Origin of the sequence: Nostoc sp. UHCC 0870 (assembly GCF_022063185.1) — a bacterium.
In the GTDB taxonomy this organism is placed as follows: domain Bacteria; phylum Cyanobacteriota; class Cyanobacteriia; order Cyanobacteriales; family Nostocaceae; genus Trichormus.
This window is the reverse complement of sequence record NZ_CP091920.1, coordinates 22135-39278: the sequence shown is the minus strand read 5'-3', so window position 1 is coordinate 39278 and position 17144 is coordinate 22135. Positions and strand designations below refer to the sequence as shown.

Genomic DNA, 17144 nt, shown 5'->3' with positions numbered 1-17144 from the left:
CCCCCCTGAAAGCCTTGCCCCGCAAGCGTTCCAGACCCCCTCAAAGAATACTCCAAAAATTACTTCAGAGATTACTACAGAGAGGGAATGCGCCCCCACCCAAACAGGTAAAAGCGCGTATTAATAAGAAATAGCAAATGCAGGCGGAGGTAATCAGGGGGGAGGTAGTTATAGACACTCAAGAAACCACAAGGCCAGAAGAAAATTTTGGGCAGAACCAACAATCTTTCATGGAGGTCGATTTTCCGCGCCGGGGGGGGCGGGTAAAAAAAACGCGGATGGGGGCTAAATTTCGACGGGGAAGGGCAATTAAACCCACCCAGCATAGAAATAATCGTTTGGAGTATTTGGTTGGGGTTAAGGGCGTTCTGGGGGGAAATTTCGATTTAGCAGCAGTTTTTTTCTGTCCCGCCGACGGGACAAACTGCTCACGCCCCGACGCACCACTGTTCACCGACACCCATACCGTTAAAGTTTTTTGTAGCGCGTTGTTATTAGGCGTAAAATTATCAGACTGTTGCTTTGGGATTATATATAGTAAATTACTCTTATTAAAAAACTGATAATTAAATAGCTACGCATTTTTATAATCAGAAAATGCCAAGAAAATCGCAGCAACGTTATCCCCAAAATTGGTCTGATATCGCACTCGTTGTCAAAGAAGAAGTGAATTGGCGATGTTCTAAGTGTGGGTTGCAATGTATTCGCCCCGGTGACGATACATCCCAATTGTCTCGTTCCCAAAGAATGGCCTTAACATTAACCGTGCATCACTTTAATTTCAGACCTGAAGATAATCACAAAGACAACTTGTGCGCGTTATGCACAGCCTGCCATCTCAGTTTTCATACACGCCGCCGGGGGAATGTATCGCCTGGGCAGCTTTCTTTGTTTTGAGGTGGTGTATCGAAATTGGGGTTTGGGTAGCAAACGCCAAAAGTAACGTTATCGGTGATTAAAATTGGGATAATTTCTTGTCCCAGGACTGGGACTTGTGACACCGCTTAATCACATTGTTTACAACCAACCAATTAAAAAGCACCCGATAAAACAATTAGATGGGTGCTGTTAATGGTTATCTACATTTTGTCTAGGGAGTGTCTAGTGCTGCGCTCCGATAAGAACGTTTGTTCCTGCTGCACCCCCCACTCCTCCAACTGTGCCTCCAATGGTAGGACATAATGTAGCTAAATAGGCAGCCACTGGTGGAGCGACTGGAACAATAAAAATATCTACTGCATAACAGGTTGCTATACTCCCTGCTATGCCACCAACAGCAGTACCAAAAGCTTTCCAAAAACCGTTAGTAAATGAGTCAATTGCTGAACCAGTATCAGCCAAAGCAGGGCTAGTAAAACAATTCAAAGCGATTACACAAGTTAAAAATACTGCCAACAGGGAGCGAACTATTTTGACTGGCAACATAAACAACTCTCTCATAATTAAACGACATCATTAAACCCCCTGACAAATATTGCAGAGGGATTCAAAGTTTAAGTAGTAATAGTGTCTGCTATTAACCTAAAAACTAACTTTAAGCAGTGGCAGGAGAACTTTGAGAATTATTACCCCTGGAAGAAATTCCGCCTGCTTGTTTATCATTTTCCCAACCAGATTCCCAAGCTTCTATTGCTTTATCTGCTGCATATTCACCAACTTTTCCACAGAAACCTTCCGTTGCTGCAACTGCGCCTGCTAAAGCAACTGTGCCTAAAGCTGTTACTGCTGTAGTAGTAATGGGTTCAGCCACTTGAATCCTCAATTAAAAACTAATTTGTACTTCATGTATTAATATTGTTGCTCATCTCATTTAGTTTCTTATGTAGGATAAATACTTAAAATAACTTAAATATTCAGTGAAGACGGTGTTAATCCAAGATGTTATCGGTGATTGGGATAATTTCTTGTCCCATACCTGGGACTACCAACACAGGTAAGTAAGTAATTATCCAACTATTAATGATGGAATTCTTGAGTATTCCGAAACTTCGGAATAGTTGTATATTTATTTATTATATTTACGCTTGTAAGTCTTGAGGGGAGGGGGGTTTGGGCGTATTACATTCTAGGTAGAATATGTCCAAATATTTATGATACCTGTGAGCTATAACCGTAAAAATAAAAGCCACATTTAGGGGAGCGATCGCCCGTGCAAGTGGTTGGCTACTATTTGTCCCGCCGACGGGACTACAAGCGCATCCTTTAGGAGTGAAAATATAAAGCTGTAACTGCCTGTACAACTATATCTCGGCTTCATGTCCTATAGAAACCTAATATCAAAACCCCTCCTAGATTCACCTGGAAGGGGTTGGATTGGCATTCAGGCACAAACAATCATCATATGAAACTAACGAGATGCCTGTGCTTGGTTAATAGAATCCGTAATCGAATTTAAGGCACTGCAAATTTCATTTCGCATTATTTTACTTTTAGCTCTAATCGCTCCACAATTCTCCTCGATAGAAGTCGCATGACTATTAAATTGGGAAAGGTAGTCCAAAGACACTTGAATACGCTGCAACTGAGATTCTAAAACCTCATAATTCAATTCGGGATTCAAAGTTTTTTGAGCAGCTAATTGTTGGGTGATTACTAAGAACTGAATTGCAACATTAAGCATTTCATGCGTCGTTGCTACCCACTGCCCCTGCTCACAAATTCCTTGCGCCCAATAACCAATCTCCTGGGCTAGCCCTTCACGATTACGGCTGAGGAATATTCCCGCAGTTGCTTTTCTTTTCATCATTGCTTTGTTGAGTTGATCAGCAATTCTTTTTCGCCCCCAGCTCGCAGAGTCTCTATTACGGGCTTCAATAATAATTGATAGGTCACAAGCCACAATTGAGTTAGATGTAAACTTAATCAGAATATCCCCTACTTCTTTGTCCTTGCCAACGTGATAAATTTCAGCCCCCATTTTTGACCACTGTTGTAATTCGACTACGATGGACTCTTCGTAAGTTGCACCTTTGGCGATCGTTTGTTCAAGCACCGATTCCACCATTTCTTTTTCACGAATCTGCTGCCGTAATTTTTCAACTTCCTGGGCGAGAGGTTTTACGGCATCCCCGACCACAGCTTTTACCGATTTAGTTAAAACCCCATTTTCTAAAGTTATGTTTTTAAGCGACTCTGCAAATACCCCTGGGATGGAGTCAGTGCGCTTAGAATCCAACAAGTTCTCAATCTTCCTGATGGCAATCCCAAGAGTTGAGGAATTTTTTGACACATCTATTTCCTGCTGAAATAGCCTTTTTACTTCATCGATTTGTTGGTTAATAAAGGCTTTAGTTAAGCCAATCTGTGATTGCATGGGAGCTAAAATTTGTTTATTCTCTGCACCGAGTTGGCTTAGTATCCTTGTCTCCAAAGCCTGGGGGATAGTCGCCACCGTTTTATATAATTCGGCTAAGAGGTAGTCAAATTCGCGCCTAACAAATTCTGTATCGTTCCTATTCTGAATGCGCTGTATGCAAAAGAAACCAACCTCAAAGATGTTAATACAGGTCTGCTCGTATTCATCTGAGGGAATTGAGGAGAGATAATCCACTGCATCGTATAAGGATATCTCTAAATTTCTGATGATAATACAGTCGTTTCTGACCTCGATTTGAGATGGGATTCTTCTTGACATATTTACCTCAATCTTTTGAATTACTGAAAAAAAACCAGACAGATATTCGGCAGCAACTGTCTAAAAATTGCGTCACCTATCTGTAACTTACTGTCCGCGCTGTCCCTTGCTGTGTCAGCATTACAGCCGATAGATGTCTAGAATGTCTGTGCTGTCCATTTTTGCTAAAGGGTACGTTTTCGGGGCGAATATATCTTCAGACAGCAGACAGTATTGATGTAAATTATTTGAGTTGAATTACACCAGTCGCCACCCACTCGGCTAATTCCGCCTCAACGATTTCGTTGAAAAATCGAGTGAGTTCATCGACGCTAAATCGCTGCCCTTTGACTTTGAAATTTGGCTGAATATCTTTGACTTTGGCTGACATACGGTTGGTACGTTTGAGGAAGTTATAGAGTTTTTGTACGTTATCCGAGAGATGCGGTTTTGAGGGTTGAGCCAAACTACTGCCAACGGTTTCAGAGCTATTAGTAATACCTTCCATCTGCTCGTAACGCCGGAGCATTTGACGCGCATCTTCCATCTGCTCACTTTCAGTGCGAAAGTCTGTAATTTTTACAGCCAGTTTAGGAGTGAAAACTTCGCGTAATTCATCAGCATCAACTGCCTTAATTCTGCCCGTACCTGCTGCAACTGGTTGGTCGGTTTTCGGGTCGGTGGTGGCATCCAAAAATAGTCGCTGCATTCGTTTAAAAATGTCAAACAGTCCATCAACATTACCCAGGCATTCTTTAGATAAATTGTGCGTGACGAAAGTGACGGGAGCTTCTTGTTTACGGCTGAGAGTATTTGCGGATTTGACAAACTTCTTGATTAAATCCTTGTCTTCAATGAAGTCTGTATAGGTACTATATTCTTCACAGATAATGCTGAAGGCTTTACCCTCACGCCACAACTTTTCACGCCATTGCAATTCACTTATCGTGCTTTGGCGGAACTGGTTATAGCGGTTTTGAATTTCACCTACATACCATTTCATCTGTTCTTGGATTTCTTCATAGCTGCCGTAAAATTCCATCCCCATCCATTCACCTTGATTGCTGTTGGGGTCAAAGATAATTACTCTGTAACCCTTGAGTTTTTTGAGCAATGCCAAGACGCGAACGAACCAAGATTTACCACTGCCCTGACTCCCCAACACTAAAGCAGTGTTAGAAATAAATTCCCTCAGCCAACGATATTCTTGGGGTAGTTGATTAGCATTTGCATAGTCCCAAGGGTTAAAAGTTTCGGTAGAATTTAGTGGGCTGGGGGCTGGTTCATCGGAGGAGATTGCTGGTGGTTGTTCTGAAGGATTTATCTTATCGCCGGGGTTAACAGTTGCCTGTAAAGTTTGTGTACCTTGGAGGTAAGGGGTCTTTTGTTGGCGTAAAAATTTAATATATTCCTCCTTATCTTGCGGTGACATTCCCGCTACCTCAGCCTCAAATTTAATGTCGGCAGCTTCCATTTGTGTAATCTGGATTTCGACTTCTGCCAAAATTTCAGCTTTTTGGATGTCTATTACTTGTTCATTGGTTATCATGTCGAGTTCGGACTGTAACCGAATTTGTTGAACATTGAATTGGTGGTAATCATCTAATAATTCTGACTTGGCTTTGATTTCGGCTCGTGCTAAATCCCGTTTTTCAACAATGGCTTGGAAGTTAAATAATTGACGCTCTTGGTCTTGCAGATGTCGCAGCATCCACCCTGCGGTTGCAAAACATAAAAACGCCGCACCAGCCCATACAGGCTTGGATGAATTAGCGGCTTTGACTAACCCCTGGTAATTAATATTGGTATTGGGGACAATGAATGTGGGCATACCGTCTTGCTGCCACTGCTGCCAATGCCAGACTGTCATCCGGTAAGGGCGATTATTTTTATCCCGACATTTGAGTTCCTGCTGTTGTGTAAGAATACAAAAATAAATCCGCGAACTTATCTCTCCCCTCCAGGCTTGGGCAGTTGAAAATAAAGCCAGGATTAGCGACATCCCTATCACCGCAATTCTTGTGTCGAACGGCAGTTGATTAAACCATTGTTGGCATTGAGATTGTTGGTTTTTAGCTAAATTTTCATGCTGGTCGCTCAGAGAAGTCATGACCGTTTCTTGCCATTAAGATTGAAAAGAATTAACACCACCACCCCTAACACCAACACACTCCCCAGCCCTTCTAACCAACCAGAATTATCAGTAGATGTTGAGGTAGATATTTGTGGAATTTCTTGTGAGATAATTGATTTCATTTCTGCTGCGGCAGTTGATTTAGAAGTCTCAGCTTCCCACCACTCACTCATTGATTCCGATAGAGAACAAAGTAATGCCAACGACGCACTACATCCACTCATAATATTTGTGATTTTTCTGCCTTCTTCCCCAGTAGCTGTGGCAGTGAAATAAAAGTGTGAAACACCTAACGCCAAAAACATTCCCACAGGATGAACTTGCAGTAGATGGAAAGTAAAAATCACGGCGGAGTTGAGTGATGCTCCGGCAGTAATCTCACAAATATTCCCGGCTCTCCTAAATGTTCGCGTTCGATTGTTTTCTGGTGGTGCTGGTGCTGGGGGTGTGTTGGATGGTTGTGATTTTGGTTGTGGTGTTACTCCCGCGAATTGAAATGGACTGGGATTGCGGTTTGAATTTCTGTCCAACATCACCTGTTACCTAAACCATCCCAAAAGTTAGTCCACCAGTTACCAAAACCCCTGACATTACCAGAAGCAGATACTGAACTTGCAGGATTTTGTGGTCTGTCTAATAGTTGCACTGGAATTTGTTCAGAGGGTTCTTGATTTGGGTTTAAAGCCGTAGAACCATAACGAACACGGGCAAGTAATTGCTGGCGTTTCGAGCGCAAAGTGTTTTGAATTTCTTGACGCTGTGCCGTAATTTCTTGTTTGTTATCAATACTCGCTATCTTATTTTGATGCCGCCATAATTCTGCTTCTAAATCCTGTTGCAACTGGGCAGCAATTTCAGTCAGAGCATTTGTGCGTTTTTGTTCAATCCGCAATAAATCGGCTCTATCTTGAGCATCTACTCGCTGCATTTGGGCATCAAATTCAGCGTTCATTTTGCGGATTTTAGCTATGGCGTTAGCGACTTTATCACCGAACTCTTTTCTCAGTTCAGTCCAGGTAACTTGCCCATCTGCCAGCTTTTGTAGGGCTTGAAAATAGGTTTGAGCGTTGTTTAAAAAGGGGTCGAGATATTCAGCCAACTGTGCTGTATTTTGTGCCATGTCAGCAAATTGTTCTAGATTACTGACATCAGATAAGTACGCCAAAATATCTGGCTCAACCCCACCCCAAAGGAGAGATTTTTCATCAATGTGAGAACTATGTCCCACTACGGGATTTCTGATTCCAAAATCCATAATTATTTCAACTGTGTTGTAGTTGGTCATGTCCCCCTATTTTTACTAGGGGGGTTAAATTATTTAAAATGCTTAACTTGATTCACCAGAGCCTCAATTAAACCCACCTTGTCGCCTGATGGTAATTCGTCCATACGCTCCATAGCATCTTCCACGCTTGACCGGATATCATTTTCGTTTTCAGCACATAAATCTTCTGCGAGTTTGACAATCATCCACAATCTTTCGCAGTTGTTTAGAGACTCAAAAGTTGCGCCCCATTCCTCTTGCATATCTGCAAGTAATCCTTCTTCACCTGGGGTGTAACTGGTGTAATAGCCGATTGGTTTTGTCATTTGATATCATCCTTTTGTACTTTCGTTAGCGGCGGAAGATACATCCTTTTGGGAATAAAGTGATTGCCTTTAACTTTGGCGAGTGGAGGCAGTCGCTTTATATAAATTTGGTACATTTACATTCACGCAGCTTCCTCAAACAAATCCCCCAGGTCTGCATCGAAATCAAAATTTTCTGCTTCCTTTTTAGGCAACGATGCTGGGGTTGAAGGTGAAATTGTTGTGCTGTTGGAGACTAAATTTGCGAAGCAATTGAATACTTTCATCAACGGAATTTTTTCAACAAATCCGTAAGCTAATTTATGCTCATAGAGCAACGAATTTGCGATTGTCGTTAACTCCGCGCCTGAGATTTTTTCGGGTGATTTACCCAAGACTCTGGTCGCGTGAGACTGCAAATATTCTTCAATGTGAGGTTCTAGCCTAACCCGTCGATTTTCAGCCATAATTATTTACCCCGTGCTAGTCTTCCAGTTGCAATTCTTTCTAATCCCAAAGCATTCGCCCAGCAGCCTTCTGGCACTGGAGTAATACCCTGAGATTGGAGCGTTTTTGAAACTCCGGGCATCTCTACACCACCACCCCAGGCGACAAAGCTTTGAGCAACATCTCTCCACTCGGCAATTTCTTTAAAGGCTAGGCGCAGACGGTCTTTAAGCCAGGGTGTGAGGTGACGAGCGTAAATGCTGCGAAAGTTGAAAGGACGTGTGCCATATTGGAAGCTGCCATTTTCTATGCCCTGGCGAATGGTTTCGATGTTGCCCACCTTGCCACTGCCCAAAAATTCGACTAATTCGGAGTCAGAAGCAATTGCATCCAAGAAGTCGATGCAACCGCCGACCTCCAAAACCTGACGGTGAATGATTGCACCACCGGGGGCGAAGACAGTGGGGATGATAGTAGATGTGCCGAAGTCGATGGCGATCGCTTGGGCGGTTCTGTCGATTAGCGGTTCGGGTTTGGCAGCGACGCAATAGCTGTAGCTACCAGCCCCCTCCGGCACGACTAGAGATACATTCAGGTTAACCAGAGATGCCGGGCTAGTTTTACTGCCAAAACCAACAACGTGGCAACCGTTAACTTTACTGGGCAACGATTCCTTAAAAAGTTTGGCATTATGGATGCTCAACACCAAATGCAAATTCCATTCTTGGCGATAAGGTAGGGTAGCCAGTCCACCCAGCAAGGTGTGCAAGGCATAGTCCATTTTTAGTGCCGGGTTGTCACTAAGTTTTATGTGGCTTGTTGGGGCTTTCCATGCCGCTAACGAACCGACTAAAAACTGCTTGCCAATGAGGTCTGCGCGATCGCCATCTTGATAAAAAAAGTACCCCCCGTCTGGGGATTGTAAGTCGTCCTGCAATTCAAAAATTTCTACGACTTTGGACGGGATACGAACTCTTGTCCCGGCGATCGCCATCTTCACCAAACCAGCCCCAGTGTCGATACCTGCGGGTAATACCGGAACATTTTGGGCGGTTTCAGCCAGGGTCGGCTGACTTATGAGCATTTTGAAGCCCTCCACAAAAATTTACAATTTTCTTGAAATCCTTTCTCATCCTCGGTTTCAAGGATTTTTGAGACAACAAAGCTCTATTACCCAAAAACTGCTAAGGCATTCCTTTACCCTTTGTTTTTGGGCTTTCTTAGGCTATTAATGGTAAGATATCAGTGCATCAGTGCATTAGTCAATCAATGCACAATTTATTTTAATGTGCCACTCCACCAATAAACTGATGGATAAGTTCATCAGTAATGGGGTAACGTGGCACAAGGAGAAGCGTCTATTAGGGTCTACCTATCACCAGAAACAAAAGACAAATTCAAGACAACCTGTTTTCTCAAAGGGCTGAATATGTCAGATATTGCAGCAGAACTAATTGAGGAGTGGCTGGCAAAGAATGCTGTAGACCTGCCTACTCCACAGGTTAAAAAATCTTCCTCATCTGATAAAAAAAACAAGGAGGCTGAATAAGAACTCAATTGAGATAGCAAAAAATTACTGCAACTTCCTCAACGAGTTGGTATTTGGGATATGGAAATAAGTTTTAGTGATTAATGCTGTAGACAAAGCAAGTAAGGGGTGAGAAGTTAAATTTATAAAAATTTAACAAACGCTGAAAATAAAATTGCGCTCCCTAAGTAGGGCAAAGAAATTTCCACCCATCTCCTTACAGTCTATATTTTGCAGCCTATTGCACATCAAGGAATTTTGGGTGTAACGTGTGACACATGAGCTTAAAAGGATTTTGAAGTTGCCATGCCCAAAGGAACTGAGGAATTAAATCGGTTTATCTCAATTCGGCTAACAAAAACGGACTACTCACATTTGGTTGAAGTAGCAACCAAAATGCAAGCTCCCAAAACCGTGCTTGCTAGGGAAGCAATACTCTCTTACTTGTCAGAGGCTACCAAGTCTTCGGTGGCCATCTAAGTTCAATTTGTCAAAAAGATAAAAAAAAGGAGGTATGCCGTCGCTAAAAAGTTTTACCACGTCTCAGCGAGGACACCCGTCCCAATCATTTTTTAGATTTCTAATATCTACAACTATAGTACCCTGGTTCCCGGTGCGATGTAAAAGTTGTAATCGCAAGATAATTATTTACTGTCAAGGAACACGGGTGTAATAAAACAAATAGCGGCAGCATCCTCCTCAAAACAATAATGGAGGACAACATGACTGCAAAAATTTCAGAAAAAATTGTTAATTCGCCAGATTTAACTTCTAACGATAATTTTCATGAAGAGAACTGTGTTCAAGCATCAACTAGCGAACCGTGTCCTTTGTGTGGGAAGGAGCATTATTGCTGGTTAATCAAAGACCAAAACAACCAAGAAATTTATAAAGCAGTCTGTCATTGGACAAATCCAAACGACCCCCCAGAAGGGTGGGAGCATTTTAGTAAAGCTAAAGATGGGCGGCCAATTTTCATCAAACAGGGCTACAGTCGCAAGAAGCGAAACAGTAAAAAGTACCCTGCCATTATTACTCTCCAACCAGAACCAAAAACAGACATTCCCCAATGGCAGGATATTGAAATTGCTGTAAAGGAAGTTGCAAAAGGTCACACTGTCAGACTCAACCCAGGTTGTCCCGGTGGAAAAGAAACTTTATATGTAGTTGAGAAAATTGCGTCTGGTAAAAATCTAGGTTTAGGTAAAAACGTTTCTTTGGGAGTTGAGCTTAGACGCTGGAATGAAAGTCTTGGCGGCTCGGTTTTAGTACCGTTGTCAGACATCGCTGAGATTGTACTTTTCGACCCACACACAGGCGCAAAAGAACAATTCATTGAATATGAATACTCCCCAATTCAGAAGGTAGTACGCAAGCAATGGACTGACAGGCGCACAGTTTATCGCAATCAGTCTAAACAAATCCGTCCGTGGTTCAAAACTGATGATGGCAGGTGGGTTTGTGAAAAAGGGAATAATCCTTGGCCAATTTACCGCGAAGACGAAGTAAAACAAGTCCTTAGAAATCAAGGAATCTTGTTTGCTGTTGCCGGAGAGCAAGCCGTCGAATCTATCCGGTCAATTGGGTTAACAGCAACTTGTAACCAGGGTGGTGAAGGCGGATTACCAAAGATAGCGGACAACTTAGCTGAAATTGTGCTGGATATTGAATCCGAATCTAAGCCAGAATCTCAGTCAGAATCCCAGGCAGAATCTCAGTCAGAATCCCAGTCAGACTCTCAATCAGAATCTCAGTTTTTACTAATTATCTGGGGTGATAATGACGAGCCAGGAAGGAAGAGTGCCGAAAACTTATTAAAATCTTGTAACTCAAAAAGGATTACAGCAGTTAGAATCAATCCGTTGTCACTATGGCCACAAATGCCAGAAAAAGGAGACGCTAAAGATTGGATTTTACATTGCCAGCAGTCGGGCATTTCTCAAGAAGAAATGTACCGAAGGCTTGAGTTGGCCATTGAAGCCGCTATCGATGACGAGGAACAAGAATCTCAATGGCGTTGGCAGCGACAAGCATGGAATTCACCACAGTCTTACAAAGGTGAGATTGGTTTTTGGAAAAAGAATGCCTCTGGAAATCGATATTTTGAGCCTGCCTGTAATTTTGATTTCCAAGTAGAGCGCGAAATTGAGGACTCTAATGGCGGTGGTTTAGTTTTACAAATTAAGCGGAGTTTTGAAAATCGTCAGTATCGCGTGATTGTAAATTCCACTAACTACACCAAAGTGGATGGTTTTGTTGATGCCCTTAAACGAGAATTAGGAACTGGCATAGTCTGCAATCTCAATAAAAATCAACTCAACGCCTTAATCCACACTCGACTGCATGAATACCGCACTACTAGGGAAGGCAAGCTATTTAGGCGGATTGAACGTTACGGGCAGCAGGAAGATGGTTGTTGGATATTTGGAGATCGCCAGTACAAACCAAATAGTGAAGTCACCAATGAAAATGAATCATTGTGGGTTTTCAACCCATCACTAGGCAAAGATGACTTCATCCCCTGCCCAGTGTTAGCCGAAGAAAATCCCCAATCATTAAAGCAGCTTGTAGACGCATCTCGGAGGTTTTTTGGACAACAAAATATTCATCAAGTCCTATTAATGATGGGCTGGACTGTTGCGGGACTTCATTCACAAGAAATTTTTTCGCAAGAAAGCAGCTTTCCTTTATTCAATGCTCACGGAGAGCCGGGAAGCTGCAAAACTATCGCGGCGGAGACAGCACTTAGCCTTGTTGGTAAAAACTGGGGGCAATCCGCCATGTTAGCTCGTGCTAGTGTCTCTGCCTTGTATGAACATGGGTCACGCACGGGTTCACTGCCATTTTTCTGGGATGACCCTGACCGAAATCCAGACAATGAGGAGTTAGCTAAATCCTGGTATAACTGGAAGCCACGAAAAGTACGAGGAAATGAACAAACTCCCCACTCTCCAATGGGGATAACGAGTAATCATGTCTTCGGTGGTGAGCAAGCTGCAACCTACACTCGATTTGTTCGTGTGGCTTTTACGCGAGCCAACGGAGGTGACAAAACAGCATTTCAAGAATTAAAAGCAGCACAGGCAGAAGCATCAGGTGCATTCCGGCAGTTGATATCACTTGGATATCCTAGAAATGAAATTAGCAAACTTGAGTCGGAGTTGTTGCAATATTTACCGCACGCCCATGCCCGAATTGCTCAAGGCCTATCTATTGTTACTTGGTATGCACAAAAATTGGTTGAGTTAACAGACGGAGATGAGGATATAAAACAGTGGGTAATTGATAATTGTTGTAAATCAGAAAATGATGTCGATACCTCTGGTGACTCATTATTAGACTTTATAGACAAAGTTATGGCTTTGGAGGCAGAGTCTCTAGTAGGTGATTGGAACTTGAATCGCCAAGTGGAACGTAACGGGCAAAAGTTTTATGCAATTTACGCCCACGACGTTTGGAAGCTTGTAGACCAACGCTTTAGACCTGCAACTTACAACGCATGTTCTCTAAAATCATTAGTCACGAAAGCAGGCGGTAAAATTGATTACCCCTTTAGATTTTCCCAAGACCGCGACCAGGTTTTGGCTTATCGTCGTGCAGTATTAACTACTAGATTTAACTCTGAAGGTGACGTAATCATACCAGATAGACCAGAGACACAAACGAGAAAAGCTTGGTTAATCCCTGCCCACTTGTTTGGGGAATTAGAAGAATCTGTAACTGCTGTAACTGAGTGTAACCAGAGTTCGGTTACAGCCGCAAATCTAGATATAGCAAGCATTTCACCCTCTAAAAATAGTGATTGTAACCGTGTAACCGTAAAAAATGAATTAAAAGAAAAAAAAGAAATTGCAGAATCAGATAACAACACTCAGGGACTTACATCTAATTCGCATGAAAATTCCGGTTACAGTGGTTACACGGTTACAGAAACTCCAGATGTATTGATAAATCAAGGGTTTGAGGGTGTAACCGAAAAATCAGCACGGGCAGTTACACCTTTAGAACCGGTTACAAATTTCCAGATTGGGGAGAAAGTAAGAATTTGCCATAAACTACATCCCCAAAAAGGCCATGTACTACAGGTAATTGGACTAAAAGGTAACTATGTAGAGTGTCAATTTATTCAAGGTAAAAAGCGAGGGGAACAAGTGCTACTACAGTCATCAGAGATTGAGAAGTTCCACCAAAACGAATAGCGATCGCCTGGGCGCAGGAAAATGGTTGTCATTTGGTGAAAGATTCTAAAGGCAAGGTGGTAAGGATTGAAGATGCAGAGTTTTAACAACTAAATCTGTCCCGTCGGCGGGACTTGTAGTTGTAGCGATCGCCGGGGTGCAGAAGAAGGAATGTTATAAACATAATCCCGAAAACCCTGGCGGTGAGGGGGATTGTAGTCTTATTCCGAAACTTCGGAATAGGTGTTCTGCTGCTTATGCTTACTGCTGCTGCACTTCTAGCATTCTGATAAATTCAATCAATTGATTCTCACTCCAAGAACAGACGATACTTGACCGAGAAGATTGGAGATTGGAGATTGGAGATTGTTTTTGGTACAAGCCCCGCTCCTTGTGGGCGGAATAAATCTAAAATCTACAATCTCAAATCCTCAAGCTATATCTAAGAGTGGATGTAGTCAATCTGCAATCTACAATTGGCAATCTGCAATCAGTTGACTAGATTTGAATATATCTTCAGTATTCAAACTGCATACTTTTCAAGTAAATATACTTAAACATTAATATAATTAGTAGTTAAATATATTTGTTTGAGGGATTGTGAGATTTCTTTTTCCTAGTGATTACTTCAATCCTAAAAAAGCAGATCCAGCGTACTTGGAGGAAGTTGCTTGTATGCAAAATGCTGGTTTTGCAACTGGAGTTATTTCTTTGGAATCGTTGGCATCTGGTTCATCAAAGATTATTCCATCTCCCACTGTTGGTTCAAAAGTGGTCTATCGGGGTTGGATGCTTTCGCCCAGAGATTATGAGTTATTAGTTAGTGTCGTAGAAAGTACAGGGGCAAGTGTTTTGACTTCTAAAGATGAGTATCTAGCTACACACTATCTGCCAAACTGGTATTCCCTGATTACTGATTTAACTCCAGAGACTAAATTTTATTCCGTCGATGATGATTTAGAGAACCAGTTGAACCAACTTGGGTGGAATGGGTTTTTTATCAAAGATTATGTAAAATCTCTCAAAACCTCAGTTGGTTCTATAATTAATCAACCTTCGCAAATCAAAACAGTAGTTGCCGAGATGCAAAAATTTCGAGGCACGATTGAAGGAGGTATTTGTGTGCGGCGGATTGAAGATTTTGTAAAAGAAACTGAGAAGCGTTACTTTGTCTTATCTGGTAAACCTTTTGCTTCTTCACCAGATGAAGAAATTCCAGAGATTGTTTTTGAGTGCGCCAAGCGGATTGAGAGCCAGTTTTTCTCTGTGGATGTAGTATCGAGTAGCGATGGCACTAAGCGAATCGTAGAAATTGGTGATGGGCAGGTGTCAGATATAGTTGGATGGACGGCTGAACGTTTTGCTCAAATTTGGATTGACATCTAACCCATAAACATAATCCCCAAAACCCTGGCGGTGAGGGGGGTTGTAGTTTTATTCCGAAGTTTCGGAATAGGCGGGAATATCAAGTCAGTGAATAAACCTCTGGATATTCATGGGTATCTCGGCGGCTACCCATCTACGCAGAACAGGAGATCACCTTAGTTGAAAAGTGCATTACAGACATGGGATACTTTTGTAAACATTGAAAACAGGAGGTGTTTGCTATAGGTAAAGAGATTCTTTATTCCATTGCTAAAACCGATTCTGGGGAGCTAGTAAAAGCTGTCGATGCTGAGAAGAATGAGAATTATTTGTGCTTGGTTTGTGACCAGACCTTAATTCTCCATAAGGGAACAAAGAAGCGTCCTCACTTTACACACAAGTCACTAAGTTCCAATTGCAAACCAGAAACAGCTTTGCACTATGGTTTTAAAGTTTTATTGCATCAATCAATTCAAGCTCATATTAATCGCAAGCAGCCTTTAGAAATTCGATGGAAGTGCAAATACTGTAGCGGTGGTAGCCATAGTGGGAATCTATTAAAAAAAGCCACTCAGGTAGAACTTGAATATGATTTAGGTATTTGTAGGCCAGATATTGCTTTACTAGATTCTTCGGGCAAGATAATTGCCTGCATTGAAGTAATTGTCACCCATGCCCCCAGCCGCACAACACTGGAATATTACAAGCAGAATCGAATTGCGCTCGTTTCTTACGTTCTAAAATCAGACCAAGACATTTACCGCCTAAACAATCCCATTTTGCAGCCGGATGCTGTAGATTTGTGCCTCAATCCCAAATGCCCCGAATGCGGTATGCACATGCCCAAAAAATATATGCTCATCATTAACGGCAAGTGTTGGAAGTGTAATTCGCCAATGAAAGTTGCGGCTTTGAGGGGCGATGCAGGATACGAAGGTGATTTTTCTGCATCTGACATTCAACTAGCTAACCAGCATGGTGCGTTTCTCGCTAAACGCTACAGCAAAACGGCAGGAGAAGAATATGTAGTTAATACCTGTCGTAAGTGCCAAGCAATTATCGGCAGTCATTACTTATTTACCGACTATGTTGCCTTCAGTGAATATAGTCGAGAAAAGCTAGAGGCGGGGTATTATTGCCCACACTGTTAAAATTCTAAGCTACTGTCTCCCTCAAGGATTCCGTCTTCAATATCTAGGGAATGAGCAAGCCTTCAAATCTGGAATAAGTATATTTAGCGAAATAACGAAATCGCTAATTCTTTACATCGTTTTTTCTTGCTTTAACGAAATCGCTATTTACTTGAGGACGAAAACAAGATATAACTAATTCGCTATAGGGCGAAAGGACGAAATCAAGATGGCCTTATTGGTGGGTGTAATTTCGCAAAAGGGCGGAGTCTCGAAAAGTACAATAGCTCGGCTCATTGCTCGTGAATATGCAGCTGCTGGTTGGGATGTAAAAATTGCCGACCTAGATATTTCACAGGGTACAAGTACCGATTGGAAACAGCGTCGGGAACTAAATGGTATCCAGCCGGAGATAGCAGTGGAACAATTCCGCACTGTAGCTCAAGCTTTGAAACACGCCGATGTTTACGACCTTATGGTTATGGATGGGCCACCCCACTCCATGCAAGGGACATTAGAGATTGCCCGTGCAAGTGACTTACTTGTGTTACCCACTGGGCTATCGCTGGATGACCTCAAGCCATCGGTACTGTTGGCGCATGAGTTGGTGAAGTCCAAAATAGGTGTCGAAAAGATTGTTTTTGTTTTATGTCGCGTTGGCGATCGCGAGAATGAAATTGAAGAAGCACGTTCGTATATTCATAAAGCTGGTTATGCCACAGTAGCAGGTTCAATTCCTGAGAAGACAGCTTACCGACAGGCTTCTGATAATGGTCGTGCTGTCTCTGAGGTAAGCTTTCCCACTCTCAGGCAACGGGCAGAAGAAGTCGTGCAAGGCATCATTGATTTATTAAACGAGGAATAACATGGCAACTAAACCACCCCCGCCACCACGTAAAGCAAGTAAAACCAATAAAGGCGAACCGCCAGCCATTGATGAAACGAAGTCAAACTTGGAGAAACCTGATCCGGGCGAAACGGTTAACTTGAATTTTAAAGTCAGTGCCGAATTTAAAAAGGATTTCAAAATTGCAGCCGCTACTTACGGTTGTACCCAGGTTGAACTCTTGCAGCGTATTTTTAAGTATTGGACAGAGAATCAGGGTTAGTATTGCTTTCGTTCTTTAGCGAAATAACGAAATAACGATTTCTTGCTTTCGTACTGTAACGAAATCGTTAG

Annotated in this window: 17 protein-coding genes; 8 read left to right on the top strand and 9 right to left on the bottom strand. The window is 42.3% G+C overall.

The window, feature by feature from the left end; all coding sequences use genetic code 11:
• The first annotated feature begins 137 nt into the window (after positions 1-137).
• Positions 138-563 carry a hypothetical protein gene (locus L6494_RS30110; RefSeq protein WP_237997502.1) on the top strand — a complete coding sequence of 142 codons (426 nt, stop codon included), beginning with the start codon at positions 138-140 and terminating at the stop codon, positions 561-563.
• A gap of 34 nt (positions 564-597) precedes the next feature.
• Positions 598-897 (top strand): HNH endonuclease, encoded by a 300-nt coding sequence (locus L6494_RS30105; RefSeq protein ID WP_237997501.1) that lies wholly within the window; start codon positions 598-600, stop codon positions 895-897.
• Between the two features lie 204 nt (positions 898-1101).
• On the opposite strand, the gene L6494_RS30100 is transcribed toward L6494_RS30105, so the two are convergent.
• The 9 genes from L6494_RS30100 to L6494_RS30060 all read right to left on the bottom strand — a co-directional run bounded on the left by L6494_RS30100 (position 1102) and on the right by L6494_RS30060 (position 8847).
• Positions 1102-1425, bottom strand: coding sequence for a hypothetical protein (locus L6494_RS30100; RefSeq protein WP_237997500.1), 324 nt, complete (start codon positions 1423-1425; stop codon positions 1102-1104).
• Positions 1426-1534: 109 nt separating this feature from the next.
• Entirely contained in the window at positions 1535-1750 is a 216-nt protein-coding gene (locus L6494_RS30095) for a hypothetical protein (RefSeq protein ID WP_237997499.1), read from the bottom strand.
• Between the two features lie 597 nt (positions 1751-2347).
• Complete coding sequence (locus tag L6494_RS30090) at positions 2348-3634, bottom strand: hypothetical protein (RefSeq protein WP_237997498.1); 1287 nt, start codon at positions 3632-3634, stop codon at positions 2348-2350.
• 223 nt (positions 3635-3857) lie between these two features.
• Positions 3858-5723 carry a helicase HerA domain-containing protein gene (locus L6494_RS30085; RefSeq protein ID WP_237997497.1) on the bottom strand — a complete coding sequence of 622 codons (1866 nt, stop codon included), beginning with the start codon at positions 5721-5723 and terminating at the stop codon, positions 3858-3860.
• Positions 5720-6280 carry a hypothetical protein gene (locus L6494_RS30080; protein WP_237997496.1) on the bottom strand — a complete coding sequence of 187 codons (561 nt, stop codon included), beginning with the start codon at positions 6278-6280 and terminating at the stop codon, positions 5720-5722. The genes L6494_RS30085 and L6494_RS30080 overlap by 4 nt, the downstream gene beginning before the upstream one ends.
• The gene (locus L6494_RS30075) at positions 6280-7032 is read right to left on the bottom strand and encodes a hypothetical protein (RefSeq protein WP_237997495.1); all 753 of its coding nucleotides are present in this window, start codon (positions 7030-7032) and stop codon (positions 6280-6282) included. Before L6494_RS30075 ends, L6494_RS30080 begins: the two co-directional genes overlap by 1 nt.
• Before the next feature lie 29 nt (positions 7033-7061).
• Complete coding sequence (locus tag L6494_RS30070) at positions 7062-7337, bottom strand: hypothetical protein (protein ID WP_237997494.1); 276 nt, start codon at positions 7335-7337, stop codon at positions 7062-7064.
• 122 nt (positions 7338-7459) lie between these two features.
• On the bottom strand, positions 7460-7783 hold the full coding sequence (locus L6494_RS30065) for a hypothetical protein (protein ID WP_237997493.1): 324 nt from the start codon (positions 7781-7783) through the stop codon (positions 7460-7462).
• 2 nt (positions 7784-7785) lie between these two features.
• Entirely contained in the window at positions 7786-8847 is a 1062-nt protein-coding gene (locus L6494_RS30060; protein WP_237997492.1) for a ParM/StbA family protein, read from the bottom strand.
• A gap of 255 nt (positions 8848-9102) precedes the next feature.
• On the opposite strand from L6494_RS30060, the gene L6494_RS30055 reads away from it, so the two are divergent.
• The 6 genes from L6494_RS30055 to L6494_RS30030 all read left to right on the top strand — a co-directional run bounded on the left by L6494_RS30055 (position 9103) and on the right by L6494_RS30030 (position 17073).
• Entirely contained in the window at positions 9103-9312 is a 210-nt protein-coding gene (locus L6494_RS30055; RefSeq protein ID WP_237997491.1) for a hypothetical protein, read from the top strand.
• A gap of 701 nt (positions 9313-10013) precedes the next feature.
• The gene (locus tag L6494_RS30050) at positions 10014-13490 is read left to right on the top strand and encodes a hypothetical protein (protein WP_237997490.1); all 3477 of its coding nucleotides are present in this window, start codon (positions 10014-10016) and stop codon (positions 13488-13490) included.
• A gap of 579 nt (positions 13491-14069) precedes the next feature.
• Entirely contained in the window at positions 14070-14855 is a 786-nt protein-coding gene (locus L6494_RS30045; protein WP_237997489.1) for an ATP-grasp domain-containing protein, read from the top strand.
• 212 nt (positions 14856-15067) lie between these two features.
• On the top strand, positions 15068-15985 hold the full coding sequence (locus L6494_RS30040; RefSeq protein ID WP_237997488.1) for a competence protein CoiA family protein: 918 nt from the start codon (positions 15068-15070) through the stop codon (positions 15983-15985).
• Positions 15986-16193: 208 nt separating this feature from the next.
• Positions 16194-16829, top strand: a complete 636-nt coding sequence (locus L6494_RS30035; protein ID WP_237997487.1) for a ParA family protein — start codon at positions 16194-16196, stop codon at positions 16827-16829.
• A gap of 1 nt (position 16830) precedes the next feature.
• Entirely contained in the window at positions 16831-17073 is a 243-nt protein-coding gene (locus L6494_RS30030; protein ID WP_237997486.1) for a hypothetical protein, read from the top strand.
• Positions 17074-17144 lie beyond the last annotated feature (71 nt).

Coding starts and splice junctions, on each gene's coding strand:
- L6494_RS30110 (WP_237997502.1), top strand. CDS start 138: ATGCAGGCGGAGGTAATCAGGGGGGAGGTAGTTATAGACACTCAAGAA.
- L6494_RS30105 (WP_237997501.1), top strand. CDS start 598: ATGCCAAGAAAATCGCAGCAACGTTATCCCCAAAATTGGTCTGATATC.
- L6494_RS30100 (WP_237997500.1), bottom strand. CDS start 1,425: ATGTTGCCAGTCAAAATAGTTCGCTCCCTGTTGGCAGTATTTTTAACT.
- L6494_RS30090 (WP_237997498.1), bottom strand. CDS start 3,634: ATGTCAAGAAGAATCCCATCTCAAATCGAGGTCAGAAACGACTGTATT.
- L6494_RS30085 (WP_237997497.1), bottom strand. CDS start 5,723: ATGACTTCTCTGAGCGACCAGCATGAAAATTTAGCTAAAAACCAACAA.
- L6494_RS30080 (WP_237997496.1), bottom strand. CDS start 6,280: ATGTTGGACAGAAATTCAAACCGCAATCCCAGTCCATTTCAATTCGCG.
- L6494_RS30075 (WP_237997495.1), bottom strand. CDS start 7,032: ATGACCAACTACAACACAGTTGAAATAATTATGGATTTTGGAATCAGA.
- L6494_RS30070 (WP_237997494.1), bottom strand. CDS start 7,337: ATGACAAAACCAATCGGCTATTACACCAGTTACACCCCAGGTGAAGAA.
- L6494_RS30065 (WP_237997493.1), bottom strand. CDS start 7,783: ATGGCTGAAAATCGACGGGTTAGGCTAGAACCTCACATTGAAGAATAT.
- L6494_RS30060 (WP_237997492.1), bottom strand. CDS start 8,847: ATGCTCATAAGTCAGCCGACCCTGGCTGAAACCGCCCAAAATGTTCCG.
- L6494_RS30050 (WP_237997490.1), top strand. CDS start 10,014: ATGACTGCAAAAATTTCAGAAAAAATTGTTAATTCGCCAGATTTAACT.
- L6494_RS30035 (WP_237997487.1), top strand. CDS start 16,194: ATGGCCTTATTGGTGGGTGTAATTTCGCAAAAGGGCGGAGTCTCGAAA.
- L6494_RS30030 (WP_237997486.1), top strand. CDS start 16,831: ATGGCAACTAAACCACCCCCGCCACCACGTAAAGCAAGTAAAACCAAT.